This window comes from Paenibacillus sp. FSL P4-0184 (genome assembly GCF_038004625.1).
GTDB lineage: Bacteria > Bacillota > Bacilli > Paenibacillales > Paenibacillaceae > Paenibacillus_AQ.
This window is the reverse complement of the sequence record NZ_JBBORN010000002.1, coordinates 1710759-1726739: the sequence shown is the minus strand read 5'-3', so window position 1 is coordinate 1726739 and position 15981 is coordinate 1710759. Positions and strand designations below refer to the sequence as shown.

Sequence of the window (15981 nt, the reverse complement as noted above, 5' to 3'; positions counted from 1 at the left end):
GCACCGTGACGGAATCTCCAACCATAACTAACTTGTTGTTTCCTTCCAGTTTTATTTTTCACTACCTTTGCGCTTAGCACATTCTATTCGTGAGGGATGGGACACTATTGTTCAATAAAATATCGACAGGCTATAATCTATGGTTTCCGTATTTTATTATTTGGTCGATCTAAACCTTTACTTTCCCTTTCCTTAAACAGTAACAAATTTTTTTAGAAAAAGCTTAAAAATGAATGTAAGTATGGGGCAATAGAAGGCGATTGAAAGAATCTGCTTACGCTATTGCCCCTTTACAATGATTAGGATACAATTACCTCATTACGAAACACATTCATTTTCTCCGCTGTCTTATGTTCAGCTGGAGAAGGAGCTGTTGTCTTAATTGACAACTTATAGAATATGCCTTGAGGTTGAAAAAGTGTAGCCATTTTTTGGTTATGCCTTTTTTTCATTTCAAGGCTTTTTTTATGTCCAAAAACAGGGAGATAGAGAAGGACCATTTGAAGAAATACTGGCCTATAGAGCTGGAATGCATAAGAAAAGGCGTAAATCATCTTGATGATTACGTCACTATGATTAGTCCACATTAATCAAGTGCTCGCTTACTCGAAACAGTATCGGGAGCAGACGACAATCACTCAATTTGAACCAGTTCAAGATATTAAGAACCGGGGAGTGTTATGATCGCCATAGACAGGCAACTACGGCGGATCAAACTGCAAATAGAATATGACTATGATTGGATTAAGATCGATGATGTGGTTCAGGTAACTACATAAAAAAACGCCCCGGAAACTTTCCCCGGGGCATAACTACTATTCCTTGAATAACTCATCCATTAAACTATCGATTTCCTCTTTTTGGGAAACCGTAGCCTCAATATCGAATTTAGTTTAGAGTATGAATTTGAATTGTTTTCTGCAGAAAAAAGCGAGAGAAGACCCAATGCATTTAGCGCGAGTCTGTCTCTCATTTATAGGGGATTTTTAATAGTGTTGTGAAGTAGAGTTATCTTCCGCCTCTAGGCATCATGGAGTTATCCACAAATACATCTTTAACAGAATAGGTGTAGCAATGGCGAGGTACAGGTACACAGTGGTGACGTCTTACGATTTCAATTGGATGAATCACATTTACTACTTGTGGGTGGAAGTGATCTTGATAGACCACCTTAGGTGGGTCAGTAACCGTTTGGGCTGGGCATTTTGGACATTCAGACATTTCCTTCAGCTCCTTTTGTGTGTGGACTTACCGTATTATACGCACAGAACAAAAGCCTGCTTGGTTGTTTGTCTATTGTATTTAAAAATGGGTATTTGCTTAACGCTTGTAGATTTCACGCATAACATGGCGAAGTTCCGGGATAATTAGCCGTTCCATAGCCAGTTTTACGGCTCCAGTAGAGCCGGGCATAGAAAAGATAGCGGTCTTTCCCATGGTACCTGCAATGGCTCGACTAAGAATAGCTGCCGAACCGATGTCCTCTGTGAAGCTTAGCATCCGAAAAATCTCACCGAAGCCAGGTAATGTTTTATCTAGCAAAGAGTCAACAGCTTCATACGTCGTATCCCGTGGAGAAATCCCTGTTCCACCTGTCAGGAGTACAGCTTCTATTCCGGCGTGGTCAACACATTTATACAATAGCTCACGAATATCCTGATAATTGTCTTTCGTAATAGTGCTGCCTATCACTTCATACCCGTCTTCTTCGAGCATAGATTTAATCAAAGCTCCTCCGGTATCTGTTTCAATAGTTCTGGTGTCCGAGACAGTAATGATATAGCAGGAAACGGTTTGAGGCGCTTCTTTCCGATGTTCTTCAACAGATGACAAATGGCTCAACTCCTAGATTAGAGATGTTATCATGATAGGGTATGGCAGAAGTAAAGACAAGCTTTCTTGTACTCACAGAATTCAGCAGGAATTTGGGGTGCCGCTTGCGTGCTTCGCTCGCATGTAGTACACTCGCTACACATAACTGTAATTTGCTGGGGAGCGATGAAACATGGAACAGGTCGTACCTGTGTATATATTGTCAGGATTTCTGGGGAGCGGCAAAACAACGCTGCTGCAGCGCCTACTAGATCATTGGAAAAATCAGGGTTTACGCCCTGCAGTAGTGATGAATGAGCTGGGTGAAGTGAATTTAGATGGATTGCTAGTTGAGCAAACTGTCCCTATGGCAGAACTACTTGGTGGATGCATATGCTGTTCTATCCGAAGTGATCTTAGTACAGAACTCGCAACACTGATCAAGAAAGAGACTCCGGATGTCGTAGTGATCGAGGCAACAGGCGCTGCAAATCCGCTGGAAATAGTGGATGGCGTAACCGAGATTTCGTTGTATCAAAAAGTAGAACTGAAAAGCTTGATCACCGTCGTTGACGCCGCGCATCTTCTTGAACTGTATCGCGCACAGCAGGGGGCAACTTATCGTTTGATGCAGGAGCAGATTCGCTGCGCTTCTGTCTTGCTATTGAATAAAATTGACCGTATAACCGCTGAAGAGGCGGAAGAGGTTAACGCTGTACTGAGGAAATGGAACGCTTATGCACCCATTCTGCCAACTGTGCGTTGTGAGGTGGAACCGGAGGAACTGCTGCGTGATGCAGGTGGAGTTCTTACGGATAAACAGCTGGAAGAGGTTGAGGACGCGCGCGAAAGCTTCTTGCATGATGAAGATGAATACACTACTGGTGGCACACATACTAGCCACGATCATGTGATGGCGTACACACATTATTTTAAACGTCCAGTAAACAGTGAAGAATTCGAACAATTCGTTAAAGAATTGCCGCGTGATGTTTATAGAGCTAAAGGTATTGTGACCTTTAATGACACCTCCAGCCGGTTTCTTTTCCAATATGCCTATCGTGAAGCTGATTTTATGAAAATCACACCACAAGGCGAAGTGCCTGACGTTGCCGTATTTATCGGCGAACATTTCTCATCAAATGAACTGCGCACTAGGTTACTGGAGATGGAGGGACGTACCTTCGTTCGTCCTAGTACAGTTAAGAGAAGTCTATAATCAGATCTCCTTGTCAGAAGTTGTAATGGTTCATTCCTAATCTTGTAGGTTAATAGTATCGCATACCCTATAAAAATACAGGAGGTTTAAGGCTATGACCCGAATTCAATATCAGGAGTGCATTGACGCTTGTTTAGAAAGTATGAATGCCTGTAATTATAGCTATGTCTCAAGCCTAAAAGAATATGATCTTGCTTCTCTGCGTGAAAGCATGCGGCTAGATCGTGAATGTGCGGATATTTGTTCATATGCCGTACAAGCGATGACTCGCCAAAGTCCGTTTGTAGCCGGAATTCTCCGTCTATGTGCCGAAATTTGTGAAGCCTGTGCAGATGAAAGCAGCAAGCATATACATACACATTGTCAGGAATGTATTGATGCCTGCCGTAGATGTGCTGAGGCGTGCCGTTTGATTAGCGATGCGGTTGAAGTATACGCGTAAGGATGTATACCCAACCTAACTATATAATAAGCAAATGACCAGACCATTGCTGTGGATGTACAGCATGGTCTGTTTTCTTTTTAGCACAAGGCTAGATTAAATTTCGTTTCTAGAAGAGGAAATATGTAGGGAACTGGAGAATTAACAGTAGATATGAAGCGAACATAAACTTCTCCGCATCACCTGGATGATATCAGTTTATTATAGCTCTGGCAGGCCGAATAGAAGTGGAGGGGAAAGATGAAGCATACACAAGTACCAGAGAGTGAACAATCCAAGGAGTTATTTGCGTATTTTGGACTAGCAGTTTATTATGGTCAAGCTCTAGAACAGCAGTTGACCAATTTGTTATTGCTCACCAAATTATCACAAGGGAAGACGCCCACTGAAGCAGATCTGACTGATTTGTATCAGCGAAAACTCAGCAATTCACTCGGTCAACTCATCAAAGAAATCCAGCATCACTTTCCTTTCTCAGAGCAAGAAACCGCTCAGCTAGAAGAAGTGTGGAAGCAGCGTAACCATATCGTTCACGATTATTTCAAGGAACGGATACAAGAAACGTTCACCCCCGCTGGAAGGGCGAAAATGATTGAGGAGTTAAAACGCTTCAAAAATAAAGCAAGAAGGCTAGAGATCAAATTACAAGGCTATTGTACAGAAATGTTCACGAAACTGGGGTTAGAAGAGGAGACTTTGCACTAATAACCCTTCTAATCCGCACTCCTTTACAACCTCCGGTCTAAAATGAATCTTAGAAGCTCTAACGCAGCGTGACAGTGCAGACAGAGCTTCGCCTAATGCCGGAAGCATCTCTGGCGTTAGGTGTTCACCCGGTTCCCACCACCAATTCATAATGTTCAATGTTTGGTTCTTCTTATCCATCACCGGTTCAAATCTCGCAATAAAACGATCATTATATAATAAAGGCAGTACATAATAACCATACTCCCGTTCCAAGGTTGGTTTATAGACTTCCCAGCGGTAATGAAATCCAAATAATTGTCGGATCAGCTCTCGATCCCATATCAAGTTATCGAGTGGAGCTAAGACAGCCGCAAACGAATAACTTGAATGACTCTCAGCATCTTCAGACTCCTGCTGTATTACAGCTTCTAAAGTTAGAGCGTCCATGCTACGGATGTAGAGTGGAAGCTTAATACCCTCCACTAGAACTTCTCTGAGACTGTACGCCATTAACAGTCTTTGAATCGCTTCAGTACGTTCCTTGCTCTTTAGACCAGAAATTCCAAGCCATCCATCGCCAGATTTATTCCATAGCAGTCCGATGCTACCTATTCTACGCAGCACATACCAATCATGAAATTGTTCATCAGTGGGGTTAGGGTCTTCAGTGTTTAAAAGATTATGAGGAAGCAGGCGTTCAGTGAAATCGTAATACCGACGGGTATGAACACGATGATGAACGACTACTTCCCCCCAAAAGTACATACTTTCCAAAGCGGCCCGGGTTAATCTAGCCGGAGCCCAAGCCCAATCCACCTTATCCTTACCATCTAGATCCAGAGAGGAGAGGGGACCGCGCTTTAATAGCTCTTCACGAACCTGTTCTACTGTAGCCATTACTGGCTCATTGGCCCGATGGTGTGTGGCTGATGCCTCTCTTCTGCGCTTAAAATAAGGCCAGTCCTCTGTACAATAAATGGACATGTTCTTGTCCCAGCCATCTATTAGAAGTCGGTCTTGATACAGTAGCTCTTGGGCTTGATCAGGTGTGAAACCGGGAACTCGTGCTTGGAGGACAAGCTCATGGTTATGGCCTGCGATGTTAAGTGGATCATATTGGATACAGCCTACGTGACGAACGTAATCATAAACACTAAGTTTACCTGCAGGAAGAGCGCCCCTAGTTAACTTTTGGTGAGCCAGGAGAAAAAGTCGAGCTTGCTTCTTAGTTATAGTGTATGTACGCATCAAATGCCTCCTTCACCTATATGTATTATTTTTCATTCTACAGAACAAATGTTCTAATATCAAGTATAGAAAAACCCTGAATCACTGGATGTGACTCAGGGGATCGATTACATTTTCTCTAACGATGGTTGCAAGCTGCCTAACGAAGGTCGGGAGGGTGCACCATTGTTATTGTCTATGCTGTTAGAACCAGCACCTACTTGTAGCTGGTACATCCGGAAGTATCTACCGCCGAGTGCCATCAGCTCATCATGGCTACCGCGCTCTACAATCTCACCATGATGCAGAACAAGAATCTGATCTGCACTGCGAATCGTGGAAAGACGGTGTGCGATGATGAATGTGGTACGTCCTTTTTTGAGGACTTCTAATGCATCTTGAATGACGCTTTCTGTCTCCGTGTCGATATTGGAGGTAGCTTCATCAAGAATCAGAATAGCTGGGTCGAAGGAGAGCGCTCTGGCAAACGAAATCAATTGCCGCTGACCTGCAGAAAGGGTGCTCCCTTTTTCAATAACCGGTTCATCAAAACCTTGAGGAAGGTGGGCCAGCAATTTATCTGCTCCGACTTCCCGTAAAGCCCGTTCAACCCGTTCGCGTGAGATTCGTTCATCCCCCAGGCTGACATTGGAAGCAATAGTACCAGTGAAGAGGTAAGGGTCTTGAAGAACAATCCCCATGTGATTGCGTAGCCATTGCTTCGGAATATCTGTAACCTTCTGGCCATCAATCGTGATTTCACCTTTCTGTGGATCATAGAAACGGAATAATAAGTTGATGATCGAGCTTTTTCCGGAACCGGTGTGACCTACTAGAGCAACAGTTTCGCCTGGACGTGCTTCAAAGGAAATATTGCGAAGGACGAAGTCTTTTTTATAAGCAAAAGATACGTTTTTAAACTCCACTTTTCCTTTATAGCGCGGCATGGAACCATCGGTAACATTCTCCCCAGGCTCATCCATAAGATTAAACACACGACCCGCAGACACCATAGAAGTGTCGAGGTTTGCAAGCTGATTCACCATACCTGTAATCGGTTGGAACAAACGTCCAAGCACATCGACGAAGGCGTATAGAACACCTAAAGATACAAATGTAGAACCCGTAATACTGCCATGTCCGAAATACCAAAGCACCATCACAAAAGAGAGACTGCGTAGAGAGTTCACCAGGTTGTGGGAGGTGAATGCATTCAGATTCAGCATTTTATTCTGATATTTCAAGTAGTCATCGTTCAGATGCTCAAATTCTTCACCAAGCTGCTTCTGACGGCGGAATATACGAACAATGGACATTCCTTGAATCGATTCATTAATGATAGCGTTAATCTCACTCAGACGTGAGCGGATGATCGTATTGTATTTTGTAGCGATTTTGCGGTAGAGCACGATCCAAAGAATAAGAATCGGGATGATGAACAAGCTGATCAGACCTAGCCGAACATCGAGCAGGAACAAGGCGATGTATACACCAGTAATATTAATAATACCAGTACTGAAATTAGAGAGAACGGCAATAAATAGATCCTTAATCGCCTCGGTATCATTAGTTACACGTGACACTACCTTACCTGCTGGCAAGTTGTCAAAAAAGTAAACCGGAAGTCGCTGGATATGCGCATACACATCTGTTCGTAGTTTTCGGATTACCTGATTCGCCGAAGATTGCAGCCAATAGGTTTTACCGAATTCGGCAAAGATCGAGATGACCAGGAAGATAGCGTACAAACCGACCAGCTGATAAATACCAGGGAGCTCAGGTTTGTAAAAATCAAATAGTTCATCCGCTGAAAGTTTAACCGCAGGATAGATGACTTCATCCTGGCCGCGCGTGATATGCATTTCACCATTACTGAACTTTCTCTCACCATCGGACTGTGTTACGGCTTCATTGATAAAGTAGAAACTTCGTCCCGATTGAAGAATGCGAATTTCTTGACCCTTAGCTTCCCCGGGTTCAAACCGGTCTCCGCGTTTGTAATAAGCGTTGTTATACTGAACCGCCTCATTTGGTGATGTAGTACTAAAATAAGGCTTTTCGATGGCCAACATATGATTGTCAATCATGCTTTTGGCAATAAATGGACCTGCCAGTTCAGCCGCTACCCCGATGGAGAGGAGTAGAAGGGCTGCGATAAAGGTTTTTTTTGCGGTCAATGCGTATTCAAGCAGGCGTTTGCCTGTACTCTTTGTCAACGGTGACACCTCCTAAAAGTTTTGCTTAGTCATAGCTAGTATGTCTTTTAATCATTCGATAAATTATTCTCTACTTGCTGCCGGTCATACTGCTCGCGGTACCAGCCATTCATATCCAGCAGCTCTTGATGCGTACCACGTTCTACGATATGTCCGTTATCAAGTACGACGATCATGTCAGCATGTTGAACAGCAGAGAGGCGGTGCGTAGAGATCAATGTAGTCTTTCCCGCACGTTCTTGGCGAATATTCTCAATGATCTGAGCTTCAGTACGAGCGTCAACAGCGGATAAGGCATCGTCCAGAATCAGTACATCTGGATTTGCGATAAAGGCTCTGGATAAGGATACACGTTGTTTTTGTCCACCGGATAAGGATACACCACGTTCACCAACCAACGTATCTAAACCATCGGATAATGTTCCTAAGTCATTTTGGAAGGCGGCAGCTGTGATAGCTTTCATGATCGTATCGTCATCCGCGTTGTCTAGACCAAATTGAATATTCTGACGTACTGATTTGGAGAACAGGATCTGTTCTTGAGGAACATAACCCATCCAGCTGTGTAGCTGATCCAATGAAATCTGTTGAATCGGAACTCCAGAGATGAGAATTTCACCATTACCTGTCGGATATTCACGAAGCAGCTGTTTGAGGAGCGTTGATTTACCGCTTCCTGTACGACCGACTACACCTAGAGTTTGCCCTTGGTTTAAGGTCAGACTGACATTGCTTAGATTATCAATCGTCGATGAGGGATAACGGAAGGTCACATCGTTAAGTTCAATCCGGGTAGGATTAGCAACTTGAACCGGATTGGCAGCACTTTGAACATCCGCTTTGGAGTTTAGCGTCTCATCAATACGTTCGAGAGAAGCGCCACCACGTTGCATGATGTTAATAAGCTCTCCAATAGCGAACATCGGCCAAACGATCATTCCGAGGTACATATTAAAGGAGACAAGATCCCCTAGGGTGATCTGATTGCGGAACACAAGATAAATCCCATAGGTAAGACCGATAATGTAGCTGAGCCCTACGCAGAACCGAATCGTCGGTTCGAAGAAGGCATCGACACGGGCGACGGCCATGTTCTTGTTGTATACATCTTCTGTAATATCTGAGAATCGTTTCTCATCAAGTCTTTCTTGTACATAAGCACGGATAACCCGCACACCTGAGACAGACTCGAGAACCTGATCATTCATATCTCCGAACGCATCTTGTGCTAAGCTGTAACGATCATGGATCGCTTTACCATAAAAAATCATAGCTATTGCAATTAGTGGTAATGGTAAGACTGCTGCAAGTGTCAGCTTCCAGCTGACAAGAAAACCCATTGCGAATAGTACGACAGTGAGGTAAATTGTAGAATCCACCAGGGTGAGCATCCCGAATCCAACGGTAGCTGAGACAGCTCTGATATCATTGGTTGCCCGAGCCATCAGGTCGCCGGTTCTATTGCGTTCGAAAAACGACGGGGTCATGGTCATCAAATGATTCATAAATCTCGAGCGCAGGAGGCGCTCTACGAGGTTGGAGCCTCCGAATAATTTGTGCATCCATATGTAGGTAATCCAATAAATGACTAGCAGAAAAATGAGGATCATACCGATGTACTTGGCTAAAGATGCTGTAGTAATAGAACCGCGTACTATGTCGTCAATGGCATTGCCTAGCAGACGTGGGGGGAATAATTCAAGAACACCTACACCAATAAGTAAGATAAGGCCAATCAGGTAACGCCTTTTTTCTCGGCGAAAGAACCAGCCGAGATTACGGAGAACGGAGAACAAGTAAATCCCTTCCTTTCGAGTTAAAATACTAGCTGTGATGTTGGAAAAAAGCGCAAGTGGTTATCTCAACAGCCAAGAAAAAACGACGTTGTCGTCCTTCAAAGATGACAACCGACAAAAAAGGCATATCATCCGAAAACGGACGATATGCCTGTAATTTACAGCTATCATGCGCACGGTGCTATACAGCACCAGGCATGTGAGAGACCTTCAAGAACTAAAGTTATACGATCAATTACACTCGCAGGGAACTTCAGGATGGTTTCACCACTTGGGCTGCTTCGGTATTCGGTTGATTGGAAATTCCAACAATAGTAATTTGATATGGCTGTAACTTCGTAAACACCGCGCTCACCCCTTTCATTGATTTAATAATAACTTTTGGTAATAACTAGTAGACCGTTAGTTATGTTCAGAGTTTATCACTCGGTTCGCAAAGTTGTCAAACTAATTTTTGAGGAGCTTGGGAAAACATTAATTGTATAAAGGTATTTGAATATCGATTCATTTTCAGTATGATTAGACTATACAAAGGAGCTGAGAGAGATGAACATGGAAATTAGTCAAGCAGCGGCAGCTTGGTTTAAAAGAGAACTGGATCTGAAAAATGGAGACTATATTCGTTTATTTCCCCGCTATAGCTCGGGAGGTGGACTTCACCCTGGCTTCTCACTAGGGATCGCAACAGAGGCACCTGCACGTCCGGCAATACAAGTTGAACAAGACGGTATTGTGTTCTACATGGAAGAGCAGGACTTATGGTATATGGAAGGTTACGGCTTAACTATTGTGTATTCTGAGGCAGACGATGACATTGAATATATGTATGAAGCCAAATCGGTGCCTGGCGGAGTACAGGTTTAAATGTCTTAATTTTGTTTTTTTTACTAATGTGAAAAGCCCTTGCCAAAAGGCAGGGCTTTTTCTAGTGTTGATATAATCAGTGCGAATTGCGAAACGTTTCTTCCTCCATAGCAAAATCGAAATCGTCAATGTCGTATACTTGAACAGGGACTCCACCTTCAATAATGCGTTGAATCAGCTCGAATTGATCTGTAAGAATAGGCACCTTCTCACGTTGTGAGGACAATAGAAGCTCCGTTTCGATAGGATCGAACGTTTCGCCGTAGACAGCGGTATCCATGCTGTTAATGATGGTAATCTTTGATTGTCCGCCTAGTAGAATACCAGAGCTTTTTGCCCAAGGAACAGCCAGACAGCGGTTGATTTTTTTAGCATTAAGTGGCTCTTCAAAATAGGCAATGAGCTCACCAATCTTGAGTTTGACATGCTTGTCATCATCTGGACGGTTCATTAACGGATCATCACTGTCCCGCAGTTCGTATAATTCCATCACGGTCGTATAAGGCACTATATATTCTACAGGGCTGCTCGATATGAGAAGCTGGCCGTAAATCGCCATCATGACGGCTTCCGTCACAAATTGTCTAGACATCTTTATCCTCCTGAAGTTCGGGTACTGCTATCGTACTTATGGACTTAAAAATATAAAAACACTGTAGAGCGCAAAAGTCAACTGTACTTAGCAACTCAGTAAAGAGAAAGGACAGAATATCCCTGTGAAGCAATGGAAATCATATTTTACTTTTGTACGGCCTTACATGAAGTGGATTGTGTTTACGCTCTTTATAGGTATGATCAAGTTCAGCATCCCGTTGACACTGCCTATGATTCTGAAATACGTAGTCGATGATCTGCTGATGAACCCTGCCATGAGTGCCCAGGAGCGGGTATCGCAATTGATGCTCATCCTCGGAGGCGCTTTTGTTTTATTCGTAATTGTAAGGGGACCGGTGGAGTATTACCGCCAATATTTTGCCCAGCTGATCACAAGTAAGATATTGTTCGATATGCGGAATAAGCTATACAGTCACTTACAGCGGTTGTCGCTGCGGTATTATCAGAATACAAAAGTGGGCGAAGCGATTTCGAGATTTATAAATGATGTGGAACAGACCAAAAATTTAGTAGAAGTCGGAATGATGAATGTATGGCTGGATTTATTTACGCTAGTGTTTGCGCTTGGTTTTATGTTTTATTTGAATCCAGTGCTGGCGCTAGTATCTATCGCTGTACTTCCGTTTTACGCCTTTGCGGTAAGTAAACTATATAAACGACTTAAGGTATTAACGAAAGACCGTTCACAGGCTCTGGCTGGCATTCAAGGCTATCTTCATGAACGGATTCAAGGCATTTCGATCATCCGCAGCTTCACCATGGAAAAAGTGGATCAGAAGCAGTTCGAAGATATCAACGGTAACTTTCTTAAAAAAGCGATGGCTCAAACCCGTTGGAATGCGATTACCTTCGCGATTATTAACACATTAACGGATATTGCACCACTGCTAGTCATCGGATACGGTGGTTATCAAGTGATTCATGGCAATTTGACTGTGGGAACCTTTGTTGCTTTCTTCGGCTATCTGGACCGGATGTATGCGCCGCTGCGTCGATTGATTAATTCCTCGACAGTGCTCACGCAAGCCTCTGCTTCCCTTGAACGGGTGCTTGAGCTGCTGGAAGAGCCTTATGATATCGTGGATAAACCGGGAGCAAGACCTCTGGCGAATGCACGTGGTGAAATTGATTTTCATAATGTTTGGTTCAAATACAACGAAGAGAATGATTGGGTACTGAAGGATATTAATTTAAGTATCAAACCTGGTCAGACGGTCGCTTTTGTTGGAATGAGTGGTGGCGGGAAGTCCTCTCTCATAAGCTTGATCCCGCGATTCTATGACATAAGCAAAGGTAGCCTCCAGATGGATGGTCAGGATATACAGGGTTTGACGCAGGAGAGTTTGCGAAGAGCCGTTGGGATGGTGCTTCAAGATAATTTCTTATTTAGTGGGTCTGTACGAGATAATATCTTGTTCGGCAATCCTAATGCTACAGAGGAGCAAGTCCTCTCGGCGGCGAGAGCTGCCAATGCGCATGATTTTATTGAGCAGCTGCCGCTAGGCTATGATACAGAAGTGGGAGAACGTGGAGTGAAGCTGTCCGGTGGGCAAAAGCAACGGGTAGCCATAGCAAGAGTGTTTCTTAAAGACCCAAAGGTTCTTATACTAGACGAAGCTACGTCAGCACTGGATCTGGAATCAGAGCATTTAATTCAACAAGCGCTGCAATCCCTCTCGTCGGAACGAACTACACTAATAGTTGCGCATAGACTGTCTACCATTACACATGCTGATCAGATCGTGGTGCTTGAGAACGGTGAAATCACAGAACGTGGTACACATGAGGAACTAATGGGACTGGACGGAAGTTATGCGAGATTGTTTAACGTACAGCATTTGGATACATGATAAGATATAACATTATAATAAACTACTTAGGTGGTCTTCTCGGGAGAGAGGGCCATTTTTTTAAATCCATTTGAGTCTTTTTGAATATCACGTGCGTCTAAAAAATATAAGCAACATGAAAGGTAGTGAGAACTTGAATACAACAGAGCTGGAGGAAAAGGCGATAGCGGGTGATGAAGACAGCTTTACTGCATTGATAGACGGGATGCAAGAGCGTCTTTACCGTATGGCGTACTCCTATGTGAGGAATAAGGATGATGCGCTGGAAATTGTACAGGAGACCGTCTATAAAGCGTTCATCTCAATTCATAAACTGCAGCAACCTCAATATTTTAAAACTTGGCTCACAAAAATAGCCGTCAATTGTGCCTTGGACTTTATCCGAAAATCTAAAAAAATCGTGTATATGGAGAAAGATCCCGAAGGCAGCTACGCTTCAGAACCCATAGAGGATGTCATTGATCTTCAGGAGGCGCTAAGAGTCCTTGATAAAAGATCAAGAATGATCATTGTGATGAGGTATTTTGAAGACTTGCCCATAAAGGAAATTGCCGGGGTATTGGACATGCCAGAGAGTACAGTGAAAACCGTCATCTATCGGGGATTAGGGAAATTAAAAATTAATATGAAGGGGAGTGAGTACTTTGGATAATAAACTTGAACGTTTACAGAAAGCATACAACGATATTGAAATCCCCGAAGAACTATCACAAGCTTCTCGAAAAGGTATTGAAAGAGGAAAACGCTATAAACAACAGAAAAGAGGAATAAAAATGAGCGGATTAAAATGGACAGGATCAGTTGCAGCAGCAGTTATCATTTCTTTTACAGTGGGTGTAAATACGGTACCCGCCTTCGCGGATAGTATGAATCAAGTGCCCGTTCTAGGTAAGCTGGTAAGTGTATTGAAATTTACGGATGGAAGTGCAGGCGGCGGCACGATTCAGGATGGAGTAGATGTCAATTTCATTTCGTTGAAACATCAGAAGAATAGTGATCAAATGATTTTAAATTTTGCAAATTCGGACAATACACAAGACCTTGCAAGCTCTTATAACGTAAAATTCACTGACAATCCTTATACAATGACCGTAACCGTGAGTGGGGCAAGGAACTTCTCAGCTGTTAAAGATCTTGAGACATTAAAAGAAAGCAAGTATGTTCAAGATGCTTATCCTTTAATTACATTGGATGACTCGATGATACGTTTCAATGTAACCTTCAAAGAGCCAGTTGCTTATGAGGTAAAGGAATATAAGGAGCCGGCACAGGTGGCGATTACATTGAAGGATAAGAAGGGTGACGTGGAGGAAGGAACTTCTATCTATTCACTTAGAACAAGCTCAGAGCCTTCCGGCGAGAGTCAAGGCATGGCTGAAGAGATGTTATACGGGTTAGAGAACGTACGCGTATTAAAGGATCAGAAGGGATTATTCCTAGTGGAAGCTGGGTATTTCAATACAGAAGCAGAAGCTTTGGCCCAACTGAAAAAAATTCAAACAGAGCATGGGGTTGGTGATCTATTGTTTGTAGAAAAACGATCGTCTCAGGAAATTCCACAATCCATTTCTCAGGCTGAATAAAAATAAAATAGAGCAGCGATTCTCTCGATAGTGGAGAATTGCTGCTCTATTTTTGTGTTGAATGGTTGCACCACCGTTTACATTTTGCCAATCAAGAGCGACAAAATACCGGCTGCGATAAGCGGTCCTACAGGGACACCCTTGAACAATGCAACGCCAATCACTGTTCCGATCAGGAGACCCGCAACAACTGTGGGCTGGTTGGTCATAAGGATGGCTCCGCGCCCACCAAGATAAGCGACGAGAATACCGATCGCAATCGCAAGAAGAGACTTCCAGTGGAGGAAGGACTGACCGACCATCTGCAGCGATATTTTTCCGCTGGCCAAAGGCGTCATGACCCCGATCGTAAGAATGATAATCCCGATGGTTAAACCATATTTCTCAAGCCAAGGGAAGGTCTGCTGCAGGCCAAGAACTCTTAGCAGTAGTAGGACGACCATTGCTATTGTTACAGGGGAATTACTGCTTATAATACCGAGCGCAGCAAGACCAAGCAAAAGCAAAGAGGTCATGTCCATCTTAAACGTTCAACTCCTTATTGTGAGAACTGCGCTTCGCTAGAATGTGATCTGCGATAAGTTTACCATGCCCACGTCCTGTCTCAATAAATACTTCATTCGCATTGCGGCCTGAAGCGATTACTCCTGCAACATAAAGACCTGGAACATTACTTTCCATAGTTGAAGGATTAAAAGCTGGCTTATCCATATCGTCATCCATAACTACACCGGCAGAAGTGAGAAGCACCCGGCTAGGCCGGAAGCCAGTTAAAGCAAGGACGAAATCATTATCTATGGATTTTTTGTCTCCATTATGACTCGTAACTATAACCGAACTAGCCGTAATTTCAGTAACACGTGATTCCAGATGTAGAGTGATTTTACCCTTTTGTACCATCCCTTCAAAGATTGGCCGAACCCAAGGCTTAATATTCGAGGAAATGCTCTCACCACGATAGACCATATCGACTGTAGCTCCAACACGCATAAGCTCCAGTGCTGCATCTACCGCTGAATTACTGCCACCAATGACAGTAACTTTCATCCCTGTATATGGATGGGCTTCACCGAAATAGTGGGTAACTTTAGGAAGTTCTTCCCCTGGAATACCGATCATATTTGGTTGATCAAAATAACCTGTAGCGATAACGACGTTTGCAGTGATACGTGTGTGATGCTCACCACGCATATTGGACGTATGTACAGCATAGGTTCCATCTTCCAGAGGCTCAATGGATAACGCTTCTTCGTAAGCGGCGATATCTAGACCATACTGCTTCGCAGCCCGGCGGTAATAGACAAGAGCTTCATGGCGGTATGGTTTATCATTGGTCGAGGTGAAAGGAACGTCTCCGATTTCTAATAACTCAGCGGTACTGAAGAATTGCATATTTGTTGGATACAAATAAATGGAGTGTACGATAAAGCTTTTTTCAATAATGAGACTGGACAGTCCTTGGCGCTGGCATTCGATAGCTGCCGAGAGGCCGCAAGGACCTGCACCGATAATAATTACATCTTTCATACAGTGGGTTACCTCCTGATTGTTACTATCTTTTCTTTAAATCCTACCCTAAATTCATTCATTTTGCCATAAGCATAAGATTAAACACAATAACCATTGCAAGCATAATGTTGATTGTTATATAATTAGATATATATCTAATG

General features: G+C 43.3%; 15 protein-coding genes. 7 read left to right on the top strand and 8 right to left on the bottom strand.

Annotated features, from left to right (window positions below):
• Positions 1 to 1008: 1008 nt before the first annotated feature.
• On the bottom strand, positions 1009 to 1221 hold the full coding sequence (locus tag MKY52_RS29535) for a hypothetical protein (RefSeq protein WP_076283489.1): 213 nt from the start codon (positions 1219 to 1221) through the stop codon (positions 1009 to 1011).
• Positions 1222 to 1320: 99 nt separating this feature from the next.
• Positions 1321 to 1833 (bottom strand): MogA/MoaB family molybdenum cofactor biosynthesis protein, encoded by a 513-nt coding sequence (locus tag MKY52_RS29530; RefSeq protein WP_341055395.1) that lies wholly within the window; start codon positions 1831 to 1833, stop codon positions 1321 to 1323.
• A 172-nt stretch (positions 1834 to 2005) separates the two neighbouring features.
• Here MKY52_RS29530 and MKY52_RS29525 point away from each other — a divergent pair, with 172 nt between their 5' ends.
• The 3 genes from MKY52_RS29525 to MKY52_RS29515 all read left to right on the top strand — a co-directional run bounded on the left by MKY52_RS29525 (position 2006) and on the right by MKY52_RS29515 (position 4178).
• A complete protein-coding gene (locus MKY52_RS29525; protein ID WP_341055391.1) occupies positions 2006 to 3031 on the top strand; it encodes a CobW family GTP-binding protein in 1026 nt (341 codons plus the stop codon).
• 94 nt (positions 3032 to 3125) lie between these two features.
• On the top strand, positions 3126 to 3473 hold the full coding sequence (locus MKY52_RS29520; RefSeq protein WP_042128424.1) for a four-helix bundle copper-binding protein: 348 nt from the start codon (positions 3126 to 3128) through the stop codon (positions 3471 to 3473).
• Between the two features lie 240 nt (positions 3474 to 3713).
• Entirely contained in the window at positions 3714 to 4178 is a 465-nt protein-coding gene (locus tag MKY52_RS29515; RefSeq protein WP_042188942.1) for a hypothetical protein, read from the top strand.
• On the opposite strand, the gene MKY52_RS29510 is transcribed toward MKY52_RS29515, so the two are convergent.
• The 3 genes from MKY52_RS29510 to MKY52_RS29500 all read right to left on the bottom strand — a co-directional run bounded on the left by MKY52_RS29510 (position 4155) and on the right by MKY52_RS29500 (position 9399).
• Complete coding sequence (locus MKY52_RS29510) at positions 4155 to 5408, bottom strand: winged helix-turn-helix domain-containing protein (protein WP_341055389.1); 1254 nt, start codon at positions 5406 to 5408, stop codon at positions 4155 to 4157. The genes MKY52_RS29515 and MKY52_RS29510 overlap by 24 nt on opposite strands.
• 107 nt (positions 5409 to 5515) lie before the next feature.
• Positions 5516 to 7603 (bottom strand): ABC transporter ATP-binding protein, encoded by a 2088-nt coding sequence (locus tag MKY52_RS29505; protein WP_341055388.1) that lies wholly within the window; start codon positions 7601 to 7603, stop codon positions 5516 to 5518.
• A 47-nt stretch (positions 7604 to 7650) separates the two neighbouring features.
• On the bottom strand, positions 7651 to 9399 hold the full coding sequence (locus MKY52_RS29500; protein WP_341055385.1) for an ABC transporter ATP-binding protein: 1749 nt from the start codon (positions 9397 to 9399) through the stop codon (positions 7651 to 7653).
• Positions 9400 to 9945: 546 nt separating this feature from the next.
• Between MKY52_RS29500 and MKY52_RS29495 the strand changes: the two genes are divergently transcribed.
• The gene (locus MKY52_RS29495) at positions 9946 to 10263 is read left to right on the top strand and encodes a HesB/YadR/YfhF family protein (protein WP_341055382.1); all 318 of its coding nucleotides are present in this window, start codon (positions 9946 to 9948) and stop codon (positions 10261 to 10263) included.
• Positions 10264 to 10339: 76 nt separating this feature from the next.
• On the opposite strand, the gene MKY52_RS29490 is transcribed toward MKY52_RS29495, so the two are convergent.
• The gene (locus MKY52_RS29490) at positions 10340 to 10855 is read right to left on the bottom strand and encodes a hypothetical protein (RefSeq protein WP_042128412.1); all 516 of its coding nucleotides are present in this window, start codon (positions 10853 to 10855) and stop codon (positions 10340 to 10342) included.
• 124 nt (positions 10856 to 10979) lie between these two features.
• Here MKY52_RS29490 and MKY52_RS29485 point away from each other — a divergent pair, with 124 nt between their 5' ends.
• The 3 genes from MKY52_RS29485 to MKY52_RS29475 all read left to right on the top strand — a co-directional run bounded on the left by MKY52_RS29485 (position 10980) and on the right by MKY52_RS29475 (position 14311).
• Positions 10980 to 12728: an ABC transporter ATP-binding protein gene (locus tag MKY52_RS29485; protein WP_341055379.1), complete on the top strand. Its 1749-nt coding sequence runs from the start codon at positions 10980 to 10982 to the stop codon at positions 12726 to 12728.
• Between the two features lie 133 nt (positions 12729 to 12861).
• Entirely contained in the window at positions 12862 to 13380 is a 519-nt protein-coding gene (locus MKY52_RS29480; RefSeq protein ID WP_042194048.1) for a sigma-70 family RNA polymerase sigma factor, read from the top strand.
• A gap of 121 nt (positions 13381 to 13501) precedes the next feature.
• Positions 13502 to 14311: a DUF4179 domain-containing protein gene (locus MKY52_RS29475; protein WP_341055376.1), complete on the top strand. Its 810-nt coding sequence runs from the start codon at positions 13502 to 13504 to the stop codon at positions 14309 to 14311.
• A 77-nt stretch (positions 14312 to 14388) separates the two neighbouring features.
• Here MKY52_RS29475 and MKY52_RS29470 read toward each other — a convergent pair whose 3' ends face one another.
• Both MKY52_RS29470 and MKY52_RS29465 read right to left on the bottom strand, forming a co-directional pair.
• Positions 14389 to 14832 carry a DUF441 domain-containing protein gene (locus tag MKY52_RS29470; protein ID WP_042188929.1) on the bottom strand — a complete coding sequence of 148 codons (444 nt, stop codon included), beginning with the start codon at positions 14830 to 14832 and terminating at the stop codon, positions 14389 to 14391.
• 1 nt (position 14833) lies between these two features.
• A complete protein-coding gene (locus tag MKY52_RS29465) occupies positions 14834 to 15838 on the bottom strand; it encodes a YpdA family putative bacillithiol disulfide reductase (RefSeq protein WP_042188927.1) in 1005 nt (334 codons plus the stop codon).
• Positions 15839 to 15981: the final 143 nt, after the last annotated feature.

Excerpts from the sequence above, each read along its gene's own strand:
- MKY52_RS29490 (WP_042128412.1), bottom strand. The coding sequence starts at position 10,855 with ATGTCTAGACAATTTGTGACGGAAGCCGTCATGATGGCGATTTACGGC.
- MKY52_RS29465 (WP_042188927.1), bottom strand. The coding sequence starts at position 15,838 with ATGAAAGATGTAATTATTATCGGTGCAGGTCCTTGCGGCCTCTCGGCA.
- MKY52_RS29520 (WP_042128424.1), top strand. The coding sequence starts at position 3,126 with ATGACCCGAATTCAATATCAGGAGTGCATTGACGCTTGTTTAGAAAGT.
- MKY52_RS29515 (WP_042188942.1), top strand. The coding sequence starts at position 3,714 with ATGAAGCATACACAAGTACCAGAGAGTGAACAATCCAAGGAGTTATTT.
- MKY52_RS29475 (WP_341055376.1), top strand. The coding sequence starts at position 13,502 with ATGAGCGGATTAAAATGGACAGGATCAGTTGCAGCAGCAGTTATCATT.
- MKY52_RS29470 (WP_042188929.1), bottom strand. The coding sequence starts at position 14,832 with ATGGACATGACCTCTTTGCTTTTGCTTGGTCTTGCTGCGCTCGGTATT.
- MKY52_RS29525 (WP_341055391.1), top strand. The coding sequence starts at position 2,006 with ATGGAACAGGTCGTACCTGTGTATATATTGTCAGGATTTCTGGGGAGC.
- MKY52_RS29535 (WP_076283489.1), bottom strand. The coding sequence starts at position 1,221 with ATGTCTGAATGTCCAAAATGCCCAGCCCAAACGGTTACTGACCCACCT.
- MKY52_RS29510 (WP_341055389.1), bottom strand. The coding sequence starts at position 5,408 with ATGCGTACATACACTATAACTAAGAAGCAAGCTCGACTTTTTCTCCTG.
- MKY52_RS29495 (WP_341055382.1), top strand. The coding sequence starts at position 9,946 with ATGAACATGGAAATTAGTCAAGCAGCGGCAGCTTGGTTTAAAAGAGAA.